The sequence below is a fragment of the Bradyrhizobium macuxiense genome (assembly GCF_007993935.1).
GTDB classification, from domain to species: Bacteria; Pseudomonadota; Alphaproteobacteria; order Rhizobiales; family Xanthobacteraceae; genus Bradyrhizobium; species Bradyrhizobium macuxiense_A.
Genome location: NZ_VITY01000001.1, coordinates 575,617 through 588,096, shown reverse-complemented (window position 1 = coordinate 588,096; position 12,480 = coordinate 575,617). Strand labels below are relative to the sequence as shown.

Below are 12,480 nucleotides of genomic sequence, written 5' to 3'. Positions count from 1 at the left end.
TGCATGGGCGGGCGGCGCGATCATCGCAAAGCGGATGCGCCGCCAAAATCTAACATTTGTTAGAATTAGTCGCGCGGCGATGCAAGCGGAACTCATGCGCGCCTCTCAGCTTTTCTTGAAACGCGGCAGGGTCACGTCGCTGGCGACCTCGTCGAAGACAAGCTCGACGTCCATATCGAAGGTGACGTCGGCCGGATCGCTGCCCACAAGGGTGCTGATCATGCGCGGCCCTTCCGCGAGCTCGACGAGCAACACGGCGTAGGGAACGTCGGCCTTGAATGCCAGGCCCGGGGCGCGGTGGACCACGCTGAAGGAGTGGACCTTGCCGCGGCCGGTGGCCGCCCGGTGCTCGAGCTCTTCGCTGCCGCACGCGCGGCACGCGGCCTGCTGGTAGTACTGCACATGCCGGCACCGGCCGCAGTGCTGAAGCAGCAGCTTGCCGTGTTGCAGGCCGCGCCAGAACGCGGCGGTGTCGGCATCCGGCGCGGGCAGGGGCTTTCGGGCGGACTCCTCAGATGCCGCCATCACAGCGCTCCCCGTGTGCCCAGAACGGTCGTGGCATTGGTGGCGAACCCGGCGCCGAGACTGTGCACCAGCCCGAGCTCGGCGCCCTCGACCTGCCGCGCGCCGCATTGGCCGCGCAGCTGCGCGATCACCTCATGGAAGTGGAACAGGGAGCCCGGCATTCCCGAATGTGCGAACGACAGCAGGCCGCCATGGGTGTTGGAGGGAATCTGGCCGCCGTAGCTCATCTGCCCGTCGGCAACGAACGGTCCGCCTTCGCCCTTGCGGCAGAAGCCGAGGTCTTCGAGCATCATGATCACCGTGCCGGTGAAGCAATCATAGATGCCGGCGACGTCCATGTCGGTCGGTCCGTAGCCGGCCATCGCGTAGGCCCGCTGGCTGGATTCGACGGCGCCGGTCATGGTGAGCGACGGCATCAGGAAGATGTGCTCATGGGTGTAGCACTCGCCGCAACCGAGAATGTAGACCGGCTTCTCGATCCCAAGTTCCTGCGCATGCTCGGCCGAGGTCAGGACGAACGCCGCGCCGCCGTCCGATATCAGCGAACAGTCGAGCTTGTGATAGGGCGTGGTGACCATCGGCGAATTCAGCACGTCCGCGCTGCTGATCGGCGTCGTCTGCTGGGCGCCGGGGGTCCGCGCTGCGTGCCGCCGGTGCACCACCGCGACCTCCGCCAGCTGTTCGGGCGTGGTGCCGAACTCCTTCATGTGCCGGTGCGCGGTCATGGCGAAGGTGTTGGCGACGGGGATGCCGAACGGCATCTCGTATTGCTGATCCCGGCTTTCGGTAAGCGAACGCAAGGCGAGGTCCGGCGTCAGCCCGGTCATGAGGCTGTCGGCCGCGGTCAGCAGCACGACCTTGGCGAGGCCGCCGTGAATGGCGGCCGCGCCGATGCCAAACATCGTCGCCGCCGTCGCACCTGATACCTGCAACGTGTTGGAGAAGGTCGGGCGGATTCCGAAATATTCGCTGAAGGCGACGCTGAAGCGGTGGAACGGGGATGCGAAAGCGTGGCTCGACAGCACGCCGTCCACCTTGCTCTTGTCGAGCCCGGCGTCCGCAAGTGCCTTGCTGGCGGCCTCGGCGGCAAGCGAGAGCGGGCTGCGGCCCGGCACCTTGCCAACCGCCGATAGTCCGATGCCGATGACGGCGACCTTGCCTCGAAGACTGGTGTCGCTCATGTGGAGGCTTTGAGGAGACGTTCGAGTTCGTGACGCTGGACCTTGCCGCTGGTGGAGCGCGGGAACGCCGCAAATGAGAGGAAGCGGAATTCGCGCGGCCGCTTGTAGCCGGCCAATTCGCGGCGGCACAAATCGGCGAGCTCGGCTTCGGTCATTGCAGCGCCGTCGCGGCAGGCGATAAAGGCGACCGGCGCTTCGCCCCACCTGGCGTCGGCGGCGCGGACCACCGCGACTTCCGTGATCCGTTCGTCGCCCAGCAGCACACGCTCGATTTCGGCGGGATAGACGTTTTCGCCGCCCGACTTGATCATGTATTTGGCGCGATCAACGAAATCGAGCGATCCGTCCGCGTTGCGCCTGAACACGTCGCCCATGTGAAACCAGCCGCCGCGGAAGTCGTGCGCATTGGTCTCGTCCGCCTGCCAATAGCCCGAGAACAGCGTCGGGCTGCGGATCGCCAGTTCGCCGGGCTCGCAGGGCGCGACCTCGTTGTCGGAGGCATCGACAAGCTTGATCTCGCAGAACGCGTTCTGTCGCTTCGACAGGCTGGTCGGGATCTCTCCAGGCGCGATCAGCGCCCTTGTCGCCGGCGGCAGGCCGGTCTCGGTCGAGCCGAAGCTGTTGAGATAGGGGGCGCCGAGCAGTTCGGTGACCGCGGCGATGGCGTGCGGCGGCACGAGGTCGGCCATGGCCCCGCATACCCGCACCCCCTTCACCTTGGTGCGTTGGGCTTTCAAGCCCTCGACAAAGGCCTCGATCATACCGGGGATCAGCACCAGCCAGCCGATGTCGTGGCGGGATACGGCACTCAGCAGCGGTTCCAGCTGGAATCCATCGATTACGACGACTGTTCCGCCACGCAGCAGGGTGGCAAGCGCGTGATCGGTCGATGCCATGTGGAACAGGGGCGTCCATGCGACGAACGTATCGTGCGGGGCGATGCCGAGCTCGGACGAGAACACCAGCGCGCGCATCGCCATGGCGCGGTGGGAAATCACGGCGCCCTTCGGCAGCCCGGTCGTTCCGCTCGTATAGAGAATGACGAGCCCGTCCTCGGGCTGCGCCACGGATGGGGAGGACCGCCCGTCCTGCTGCGCAAGCTCGCTTTCATACTGCGGCCCGATCTCTAGGATCGGGTGGGCGCTTGCCGCTTGCGGGAGGTTTGCCACGAGATCGGGCTCGACCACGAGCAGTCGCGGCGACACCAGTTCGATGCAATAGGCGAGCTCGCGCTCCGACAATCGCCAGTTAAGGCAGGCCGTGATGACCCCGAGATTGGCCGCCGCCAGCTCGATCTCGAGATATTCGGGGCGGTTCCGGGACAGGAGGCCAAGACGATCGCCGCGGCGCAAACCCCGCGCGGTGAGCATGGCTGTGAGGCGACGGACCCGGTCGAGCAGCTCGCGATAGCTCGTCCGCCGGTCGCGATGCTCGATCGCGACCCTGTCGGCATGAAGTTCGGCGCAGGCCTCAAACAGCGCGCCGATGGTTCCGATGCCGGATGCGGCGCCAATCTGGGTGTTGAACTCGGTTGCCATCGACGTTTCCTCAGGCGCTGTCTTTCGACATTCTTGTCCCGAACCGGGTGCTTGCGCCGGCGGGTTACAAATTCTAACATCTGTTAGAAATAATTGGTAGCGCTTCTTAGGCGCCAACAGCGGGAAGATCAACATGTCCAATCGATACGCCGCCTACACCAGGCTGAAGCTCGACTATCCGTCGGAACGGATCCTCAGGATCACTTTCGATCGCCCCGAAACCTACAATTCCGTCGACGCCGAGACCCATACGCAGCTCACCCACATCTGGCGCGACATCGACAACGATCCGGATATCAACGCCGTGATCGTCACGGGGGCCGGAAAGGCATTCTCGGCCGGCGGCGACTTCGAGCTGATCAAGGGGCTGCTCGACAATCCGGCGGCGCGGATGGCCACCTGGAAGGAGGCAAAGGACCTCGTCTACAACGTCATCAACTGCAACAAGCCGATCATCTCGGCGATCAATGGCGTTGCGGTGGGAGCTGGTCTCGTCGTTGGCATCCTCGCCGACGTGTCGATTTGCGGCAAATCCGCGCGGATCGTGGACGGGCACACGCGTCTCGGCGTCGCAGCCGGCGACGTCGCCTGCATCATCTGGCCGCTGCTCTGCGGACTGGCGAAGGCAAAGTACTATCTACTCACTTGCAAGCCGCTGTCGGGTGAGGAAGCCGAGCGGATCGGCCTTGTGTCGCTGTGCGTGGAAGATGCCGAACTGCAGAAGATCGCACTGGAGACGGCGCAGGATCTCGCCACCGGCGCACAGAGCGCGATCCGTTGGACCAAATATGCGTTGAACAACTGGCTTCGCGTCAACGGTCCGCTGTTCGACACGTCGACCGCGCTCGAGATCCTCGGCTTTGCCGGCAACGAGGCGCGCGAAGGGTTGGCCTCGCACCTCGAGAAGCGCAAGCCCGCGTTCCCGAAGGATTGCCCGATCTAGCAGCGATCGGTCCTCGTCAAGGCAACTGACGTGCTCGGTTGCTTTGACGCCCCGGACGAATCGGGGCGGGCCGCTTACGCCTTGAGCTTGCGCCGGATGTGCTCGATGGCCTCGGGGTTGGCGAGCGCCGACAGATCGCCGGGGTCCTTGTCCTCGAAGACGGCACGGAGCACGCGGCGCATGATCTTCATGTTGCGTGTCCTCGGCAGGTCGTCGACCAGCAGCACCCTTTCCGGGCGGTATGAGGTGCCCATTCCGTGCACCAGGGCTTGGGCCAGCTCTTCGGACAGCACGCGGGAATCTTGCGCGCTGGCGCTCGGCACGCAGGCGCACACGATGGCGGATCCCTTCACCGGATGGGGAACGCTGAAGACTGCAGCTTCCGCGACCTTGCCGGTTGCGGTCAGTATGCCCTCGAGCTCTGCCGGACCGACGCGCTTGCCCGAGATCTTGATCGTGTCGTCGGAGCGGCCGAGAATGTAGTAGAGGCCGTCCTTGCCGCGCATGGCAAAGTCACCATGCACCCAGATTCCCGGGATCGTTTTCCAGTAGCTATCGAGATAGCGCTGGTCGGCCTTCCACAGGCTCTTGGTCAGCCCGATCGATGCATGACGCAGGACCAGCTCGCCGACCTCGCCGTCGGGGACACGATTGCCGGCCATGTCGACGATGTCTGCGCCGACCCCGAGCGCCGGCCGGGAGAACGAGCACGGGTTCATCGGATGGTTCGGCGTGCCGGTGAAGATACAGCCGCCGACTTCCGTGCCGCCGGAAATATTGATGATCGGAATCTTCGACTTGCAGACATGCTCGAAGAACCATCGCCAGGGCGTCTCTGTCCAGGCCTCGCCGCCCGACGCAGTCATTCGCAGGCTCGAGAGGTCGTATTGCTCGACCTCCTCGCCATACCGCATCATGCCGCGCACGATGGTCGGTGAGACACCGAGATAGGTGACCTTGTGCTCGGCGATCAGGCGCCAGAATCGCCCTGTATCGGGATAGTCCGGAGTGCCCTCGGCCACCAGCAGCCTCCCTCCGGCGAAGCTCGGGATGCAGGCGCACATCGCGCCCACCATCCATCCCATGTCGCTGAAGAAGAAAAAAAGATCCGTTGGCTTGAAGTCGCCGCAGATGGTCATGTCCCGCGTGACCATTGAGGCGATGAAGCTGATATGCGTCCACACGCAGCCCTTCGGCTCGCCGGTCGTGCCCGACGTGTACAGAAGGATAGCTGGGTCTTCCGCGTCCATCTCGGCGGTCGGAAGTTCTGCCCCGTCGAGGGCGATCTCGTCCCACCAGTGGTCGCGCCCCGCCCGCATGGGGGTGTCGATGTCAAGCCCGCATCGGTCGGCCACGATCACATGCTGGACGCTCGGCGTAGTTTCGAGCGCCTCGTCGAGAACCGATTTCAGAGGGGCGGGTGTGCCGCGACGCCAGGTGCCGTTCGCCGTGATGACGGCCTTCGCTTCACCGTGGTTGAGCCGCGATCGTATCGGATCTGGACCAAAGCCCGAGAACAGCGGCATCACGATCGCGCCGATCTTCAGGATCGCGAAGAAGGCTGCGAAGGTTTCAGGCAGGTTTGGCATGTAGATCGCGACGACGTCTCCCTTGCCGATTCCGAGCTTGCGCAGGCCGGCGGCCAGCCGTTCGACCGTGGAGGAGAACTCGGCGTAGCTCAGCCGTCGCTGCTCCCGTCTGTCTTCGCCTTCCCAGATCAGAAGCGGTCCGTCCCAGGTGCTGGTTCCGCGATGCTTGTCGATGCAATTGAGGACGATGTTCGTGGTCCCGCCGACGCACCAGCGCGCCCACGGCTCGCCTTGTGCAAGATCAAGGATCTTGTCGGGCTTGCTATAGAAGCGAACGTCGCAGAACTTGAACACCTCCTGCACGAGCCAGGCCGGATCGGCGTCGGCCTTGACGGCCAGCGCGTCGTAGTCCGGCTGCCCCGTGGCGCGAAGAAATGCGCTCAGGTTGCTCTTCTCCACCAGTTCTGCGGGGGGCGTCCAGAGATACTCCAAGGTCGCCATGCTGCTTCCTCCTGCTTCAAGAGCTACCGCCATCATCTTGCATTTGGCGTGCGGCGATGTATTCTAACAAATGTTAGAATTCAAGGAAGAAGTTATCGTGACCGAAAAACCTCAGGTTCGCTATTCGCTCGAGGACGGGATCGCGACCGTGATCATCGACCGTCCCGAACGGAAGAACGCACTCTCGGTCGAGGCGATGAACGGCCTGACCGACGCATGGAGCAAGGCCGAAGCCGATCCTTCCGTCCGGGTGATTATCCTGACGTCGGCGGACTGCGGTGTATTCTGCGCCGGGCTGGATCTGAAGCAGGCCGCGGAGATCCGGGCGAGGGACGGTGTGGATATCCTCACGCGAATGCGCGATCCCATGCAGCACACGATGCGGAAGGTTTCGAAGCCGATCATTGCCGCAATGACCGGGTCTTTGATGGCCGGCGGGATGATGCTTGCGCTGAAGTGCGACCTGAGGGTCGGATTGCGCGGCACGCGTGCGGGGATCACCGAGGTGAAGATGGGGCGCGGGTCTCCGTGGGTGGTCCCGTTGCTGTGGATGGTGCCGCAGCCGCTGCTGATGGAGATGGTTCTCACCGGCGAGACGTTGCCGATCGAACGGCTTGCGGAGTATGGTTTCCTCAACTCGCTCGAGGATACTCCACAGGCCGTCCGCGAACGTGCGAATGAACTGGCGCGGATGATCGTCGCGGGCGCGCCGTTGTCGGTCAAGGCGGCCAAAGCCAGCGTCCTTGCCGCGATGGATTTGGGGCTTGCTCGGGGCCTCGCCGAGGCCGAGCGACTGCATGTGGAGGCCTATGCCAGCCTCGATGCGATAGAAGGCCCGAAGGCGTTCGCGGAGAAGCGCAAGCCGGTCTGGCAAGGCAGATAGAAGGGGTCAGGGCTTGCTGACGCCTTCAAAGATCAGCAGTTCCGTACGTTCGGCCAATTCAAGCACCGCGTCCCTGTCTTCCAGCCTGAACCACTCGATCGTCCAGTTCAGGGCACCGATCACGAACATGCGCAACGGCACCACCTCCATATCGGCCCGGATCTCGCCGGCGCGCCGCGCATCGATGAACAATTGGTCCCAATATTCGGCGTAGGCTCGCCGCAACGGCCGGTGCGGCTTCTTCAGGTGCTCCGGCAATTGCCCGTAGATGCGGATGTTGGCCGAGGTGAAGTCGCTGGTCTCGAGCAGGGCGACAAGATGAGCCTCGATCGCGAGGCCGATCCTGCGCCGGTGCGACACCTTGCCGGCTCGTTCGACTGCGTTCTTCACGCTCTCGAAGACGTGACGAAGGCCGCGGTCCAGCACCTCATCGAGGATCTCCTCCTTGGATTCGAAGTGGTAGTAGATGCTTCCGGCCTTGATTTTCGCCTTCGCGGCGATCTGGCGCAGCGTCGTGGCTGAAAATCCCTGACGGCGGAATAGCTGCGCCGCGGACTTCAGAATCAGGTCTCGAGACCGTTCCGACTTCAGCTGTGCCGGGGCGTCCTCCGCCTCGGTATTGCGTTTGTTCGCAACCGGAGTGGCCTTGGGGCGACGCGCCGCCGCCCCAGGACGGGACCCGTCACGAGAACGCGTGGATGACCGAATTGCCCTCATTCCTGCTTGAAGCTCGTTATCGAAAGTTTGCTGACCTGTGTCGGCGGATAAGTCCCGTTGCCGCTCGACGCAGATTTGGCAGATCGTCTACATATTTCAATGATGAACAGATTCCTAGAGGGCGATCGCGAGCAGGCCTTACCGGCACGCACCTCAGCCCTTTCCAAGGGCTCGTTGTCGTCATCGACAGGGCGACACTCTCGAAGCATCGCGGGCGATTCGTTCGAGCAGGGCATCGGCACCTCGATGGATGCTGATCAGCAGAGGGATCCCGAATGGAGCGACGCAGGCTTTTGGGGTCTGGGTGCGACGGAAGCCGCTTCTGATGGGTTGGGGCCTTCGCGTCACCTGGCTGCCAAGTCTGGTCCAATTTGGCCTTGCGCCCCGTAGGATGTGAGACGGGGCGCAGTCAGCGGCGCCGTCGAGGTCACGGACCTGAGCGCAACAGGTCGCTACCGAACGTAACGTCGCGGCCGACAACTAGCTAGCGAGCTCGTGTTGATAGCACCTCTCAATGTTGACGGTATCAGGCGAAAATCGAGAGAGGCGAGCAGGGGGCGTCCAGACGCCGCCGGAGGAGCTAACGCGGACGTGCTGATTTCGCGCCCCACATGCAAAGGCTAGATGGTTCGAAGCCGAACTGCCGCGGCCGATGGGTTTCCTCGTCCTCGATTTCGTCTACTCCGACGGAATATTCGAACACCATGCCATCGGGACCCTGAAAATAGAGAAAGCGCGCGCCGGATGTTGGGTGACGACCCGGACCGAAGACGATTGGAACGCGCTGGCCCGACAAATGATAGTACGAGCGCAGCACGTCGTCGTTGCTCTCGACCTGGTGGTTGATGTGATGCACGCCGGGTCCACGGCCGGGGGCCAGCGCTACGGTGTGATGGATCGCGTTGACCCGCATGAGTGCAATGTCCCCGATGCGATCGCTGACGCGGGCGTTGCAAACCTGAGTCCAGAATAGCTCGTCGCGTACGGGGTCGGTCGTGAACAGACCCACATGGCTGAAGCCGGTGATCCCGGCATCGCGGGTGGCAAAATATCGCTTGCCACTGCGCTCGGGCCGCACGACGAGCTCGATCTGGTTGCCGGTCGGATCCTTGAACGCGATGAAGGCCTTGACCTTGCGGAGCGCGCATTCATCCGGCGTGCCGGCGTGGACGGCATGGCCGAGCGCATCGAGCGCTGCGCCGGCGGCGTCGAGCTTGTCCGCATCGTCGACTTCGAAGGCGACGGTTTGGTCCCGCGGATCGCCCTCGAAATAGCAGAGCGTGTGCGCCCGGTCGTCGGAACGCAGATAGAGCGCTTGCTTCGCCTGCTCGCCGACCTGCAGGCCGAGACTTCTGGTGGCAAAGCTCTGCGCATCCTCGAGGTTGGAGGCGCCGAGCCGCACATAGGCGAGATCCCGCAATTCAATCATGTGGCGCCTCCGTTGCTTCGGTACTCGTCAGTCGCCGGCCTGCTGCAGTTCGGGAATGCCGTGGCACTGACTGCCCCACTCGCAGAGCGAGGAGGGATGGGCAGAGAACTGCCGGGGGTGATGATCGGGGTCGATGTCGTTGAGGCCGTGCGTAAAGGAAAAGACGTATCCTTCAGGCCCTTCGAACCTCAGGAAGATCTGCCCGGACGCGGGCTCGCGTCCGGGGCCATGCAGGATCTTGATCTGGCGCTCCTGCACGAAATAATGGCCCTGCATGATCGAATCCAGGCTCTCGACGCCATAGCTGACATAGAGGATGCCGGGCCGGTCGGATGGATAGAGCGCAATGCGGTGATGCTTCCGGTCAATTCCGAGATAGGCGACGTCGCCGGCCCAGTCGCTGATCCGGGCACCAAGGATCGAAGTCCAGAGTTTCTGATCGTCCGTCAGCCTGACGCTGCGCAGCCCGACGCTTTGCAGCCCGGTGATGCCGGCGTCGCGGCTCGGAAAGTAGCGGCGTCCGCTTTGCGCGGGCCGCAGCACCAGGTCGATCTCGTTGCCGGTGGTATCCTGCACAATCAATGCATCTCGGACGAACCGTTGCTTGCACTCGTCGGGACTTCCTCGACGTGCGGTGAATCCATCGTTCCGTAGCGCGTGCTCGACGCGTTCGAGCACCGCTTCGTCGGAAACCTCGATGCCGATTGAGGACGGGTCGGTTGCCGGTATCAGCGACAGCGTGTGATAGCGATCGTCCGATCGGAAGAGTAGAGCCTGTTTGTCGGGTACTGGTTGCAAGCCCAGAATGTCGGCGGCGAACGCCGCTGCCGGTTGCGGCTCGCGGACGGCCAATCTAACGTAGCAGAGCCCGATCAGGGAGCGTTGTAGCACCCTCTCGGATGAGCTTTGACCCGTCATGTCCGCTTTCTCGACTGCTTGGGCATCGAACTCTCGATGTGCTGCCGCACGATCTGGCGCCAGACACCGAGCAGCCGTGAGAAGTGCTCGGGATCGTTCTCGATCAGCATTCTGACCGAGAAGCCGCGGACCACACTCAGCGTCAAAGCGAGCACATCCTTGGCGAGCTGTTCAGGAATTCCGGACGAAATCAGCGTGTCGAGCCAGGTCGCCTCGATCGAAAAGCGCGTCTGTCGGGCGAACTGCCGGGTCTCGCGCTTGATCTGCCGAGTGCTGTCATCGCTCATCGCGATGGCGAGCTCGATGAAGAAATAGTCGCCGAAGAAGAAGTCCTCTGCGTCTTTGATGATGCTGTCGATCGGATCGCCGCCGTCGTGCCGCGCCGACTGCGCGCGGCGCATACTCTGGGTGAAGGTGATCTCATTGACATAGGCCAGCACGGCCACGACAAGCTCATGCTTGCTCGGGAAATGATGCATCAAGGCGCCGCGCGAAACGCCAGCGAGGTCGGCGACCTCGATCGTCCGCAGCCCGACATAGCCGTTGCGGCGAATGAGCTTTACCGCGGCGTCCATAAGTTGCCTGCGCGTGGTTTCGCTCCGCTCAGCTTGGGTTCGTCGCGGCGCGTATTTCGGCTCGGCCGTGCTGTCCCGGCGCGATCTCAGCTTCTGTCGGGTTGCGGGCCCGCGCGATGCCGGGGCGCTACGGCGGGAGGAGGGCTTTGGTTCGTCAGAATTCGACATAGACGCTGTCTTCTATCACCTTGACCGGGAAGGTCTTCAACGGAACCGTACACGGCATGCCGGTCGGCGCGCCGCTGGTGACATCGAATGTACCAAAATGCCAAGGGCATTCGACGATATTTCCGGTCAGGATGCCTTCTTCGGACAATGAAGCCTCGCCATGCGTGCAGAGATCGGCCGTGGCGTAGATCGTGCCGCCGACATTGTAGACTGCAAGGTTAGTGCCGTCGGGCATCGTCGCGGGACGGATCTCCCCCTCCGGAAAGTCCTGGACCGGGCCGATGAGAATGCCGTTGATCGTGGTTGTCATAGCATCGTGCTTCCGCCATTGACGCTGATGACTTGTCCCGTGACGAACGAGGCTTCCTTCGAAGCCAGATAGCACACCATCGATGCCACCTCGTCCATCTCGGCCGGGCGCCCCATAGGCACCACGTCGACAAAGCGCTGCAACGCCTTCGGCGCCTTGAGGGTGATCTGCTTGACCTGGGGCGTTTCGACGATGCAGGGAGCGACGACATTCACGGTGATGCCGTCCCTGGCGAATTCACGCGCCAGTCCGGTCGCCATTGCATGCACGCCGCCCTTGGCGGCGTTGTAGGCGGCGTGATCCCAGAGACCGTTGCGTACCGAGTCCGCCCCGATATTGACGATGCGACCGTAGCCGCGGGCCTTCATGACCTTGACGGCGTGCCAGGTGCACCACAGCGCGGTCCAGAGATTGCGATCGATCGTGGTCCGCAACGTATCGGGAGTGTGGTCCAGAAACGGCTTGATAATCCCGCCGCCTGCGTTGTTGACCAGGATATCGAGCGCACCGAAATTGTCGACCGCCGACTTGATGACGCTGCCTGCAACGTCCTCCCGCGAGAGGTCGCCGGCCTTCACGACAGGGCGCCTTGCGCCGCTTGCGGCGATCTCGTCGGCAACCGCACCGAGGCGGCCCTCCTCAATATCGGATACCACGAGGTTGGCGCCGGCGTCGGCAAAGTGGCGGGCGATGACGGCGCCGATGCCGCTGGCGGCCCCGGTCACTACGACTGTCTGTCCGTCGAAACGAGAACCCATCTGATTGATCCGTCAGAGCACGATGCTGATGCGACCGCTCGGCCGCAGGCCTTCACCGCCGAGCAGGCAGCGCTTCTCCCGGATGCGGAAGCTGTCGTCTCGCAGCGCCAGGCGATACTTGTTCGTCCCGAAGTATAGATCGGTGACGCCGTCCTTGGTTCGCAGCGTCTGGAACACTGAGGTGACGTCGATCTCGTCCTCGTGCCGTGCGTGAATCCGGACGTTGCCGACGATTCGGCTCGTCTTCGAATGTGGGAATTCGGCGTGTGCCGTGCGCTTCATCAGCCGCTTGACCCGTTCGCCAAGCCGCGCGCGGTCGTCCGCGATGTAGAACAGGTTGACATCCGACGAGGCGTCTGCTGGCAGATCGGTGCAGGGTACTTCGTATCTCGCATCGTCGGTGAACAGCGTCAGCCATTCCGGCAGGCGCCATTGATCGAGCAGCTCGGCCTCGTTGAACAGAAAGTCTTCCACTTCGGTTCGGTTGGCGGATTGCATCTTGTCC

The 12,480-nt window shown here is 63.3% G+C and carries 13 protein-coding genes; 2 read left to right on the top strand and 11 right to left on the bottom strand.

Annotated elements, in window-relative coordinates; all coding sequences use genetic code 11:
* Positions 1-105: 105 nt before the first annotated feature.
* The 3 genes from FBZ93_RS02860 to FBZ93_RS02850 are packed head-to-tail and all read right to left on the bottom strand — an operon-like array spanning position 106 to position 3,244.
* Positions 106-525 carry a Zn-ribbon domain-containing OB-fold protein gene (locus tag FBZ93_RS02860; RefSeq protein WP_146984453.1) on the bottom strand — a complete coding sequence of 140 codons (420 nt, stop codon included), beginning with the start codon at positions 523-525 and terminating at the stop codon, positions 106-108.
* The gene (locus FBZ93_RS02855) at positions 525-1,706 is read right to left on the bottom strand and encodes a thiolase C-terminal domain-containing protein (protein ID WP_146984452.1); all 1,182 of its coding nucleotides are present in this window, start codon (positions 1,704-1,706) and stop codon (positions 525-527) included. The genes FBZ93_RS02860 and FBZ93_RS02855 overlap by 1 nt, the downstream gene beginning before the upstream one ends.
* Positions 1,703-3,244, bottom strand: coding sequence for a class I adenylate-forming enzyme family protein (locus FBZ93_RS02850; protein WP_146984451.1), 1,542 nt, complete (start codon positions 3,242-3,244; stop codon positions 1,703-1,705). Before FBZ93_RS02850 ends, FBZ93_RS02855 begins: the two co-directional genes overlap by 4 nt.
* 133 nt (positions 3,245-3,377) lie before the next feature.
* Here FBZ93_RS02850 and FBZ93_RS02845 point away from each other — a divergent pair, with 133 nt between their 5' ends.
* Entirely contained in the window at positions 3,378-4,187 is an 810-nt protein-coding gene (locus FBZ93_RS02845) for an enoyl-CoA hydratase/isomerase family protein (RefSeq protein ID WP_146984450.1), read from the top strand.
* A 74-nt stretch (positions 4,188-4,261) separates the two neighbouring features.
* Here the strand turns inward: FBZ93_RS02845 and FBZ93_RS02840 are convergent, their stop codons facing one another.
* On the bottom strand, positions 4,262-6,217 hold the full coding sequence (locus FBZ93_RS02840) for an AMP-binding protein (RefSeq protein WP_146984449.1): 1,956 nt from the start codon (positions 6,215-6,217) through the stop codon (positions 4,262-4,264).
* A 70-nt stretch (positions 6,218-6,287) separates the two neighbouring features.
* Between FBZ93_RS02840 and FBZ93_RS02835 the strand changes: the two genes are divergently transcribed.
* The gene (locus FBZ93_RS02835) at positions 6,288-7,100 is read left to right on the top strand and encodes an enoyl-CoA hydratase/isomerase family protein (protein ID WP_146984448.1); all 813 of its coding nucleotides are present in this window, start codon (positions 6,288-6,290) and stop codon (positions 7,098-7,100) included.
* Positions 7,101-7,106: 6 nt separating this feature from the next.
* Here FBZ93_RS02835 and FBZ93_RS02830 read toward each other — a convergent pair whose 3' ends face one another.
* From FBZ93_RS02830 to FBZ93_RS02800, 7 genes are all read right to left on the bottom strand, one after another.
* The gene (locus FBZ93_RS02830) at positions 7,107-7,817 is read right to left on the bottom strand and encodes a TetR/AcrR family transcriptional regulator (RefSeq protein ID WP_146984447.1); all 711 of its coding nucleotides are present in this window, start codon (positions 7,815-7,817) and stop codon (positions 7,107-7,109) included.
* A gap of 580 nt (positions 7,818-8,397) precedes the next feature.
* A complete protein-coding gene (locus FBZ93_RS02825; RefSeq protein WP_146984446.1) occupies positions 8,398-9,246 on the bottom strand; it encodes a VOC family protein in 849 nt (282 codons plus the stop codon).
* Between the two features lie 27 nt (positions 9,247-9,273).
* A complete protein-coding gene (locus tag FBZ93_RS02820) occupies positions 9,274-10,098 on the bottom strand; it encodes a VOC family protein (protein WP_167528888.1) in 825 nt (274 codons plus the stop codon).
* A gap of 62 nt (positions 10,099-10,160) precedes the next feature.
* Positions 10,161-10,739 (bottom strand): TetR/AcrR family transcriptional regulator, encoded by a 579-nt coding sequence (locus FBZ93_RS02815; RefSeq protein ID WP_167528887.1) that lies wholly within the window; start codon positions 10,737-10,739, stop codon positions 10,161-10,163.
* A 154-nt stretch (positions 10,740-10,893) separates the two neighbouring features.
* On the bottom strand, positions 10,894-11,217 hold the full coding sequence (locus tag FBZ93_RS02810; protein ID WP_066511482.1) for a non-heme iron oxygenase ferredoxin subunit: 324 nt from the start codon (positions 11,215-11,217) through the stop codon (positions 10,894-10,896).
* The gene (locus FBZ93_RS02805) at positions 11,214-11,975 is read right to left on the bottom strand and encodes an SDR family NAD(P)-dependent oxidoreductase (RefSeq protein ID WP_146984443.1); all 762 of its coding nucleotides are present in this window, start codon (positions 11,973-11,975) and stop codon (positions 11,214-11,216) included. The genes FBZ93_RS02810 and FBZ93_RS02805 overlap by 4 nt, the downstream gene beginning before the upstream one ends.
* A gap of 12 nt (positions 11,976-11,987) precedes the next feature.
* Positions 11,988-12,473 carry an aromatic-ring-hydroxylating dioxygenase subunit beta gene (locus FBZ93_RS02800; protein WP_146984442.1) on the bottom strand — a complete coding sequence of 162 codons (486 nt, stop codon included), beginning with the start codon at positions 12,471-12,473 and terminating at the stop codon, positions 11,988-11,990.
* Between the last annotated feature and the right edge of the window lie 7 nt (positions 12,474-12,480).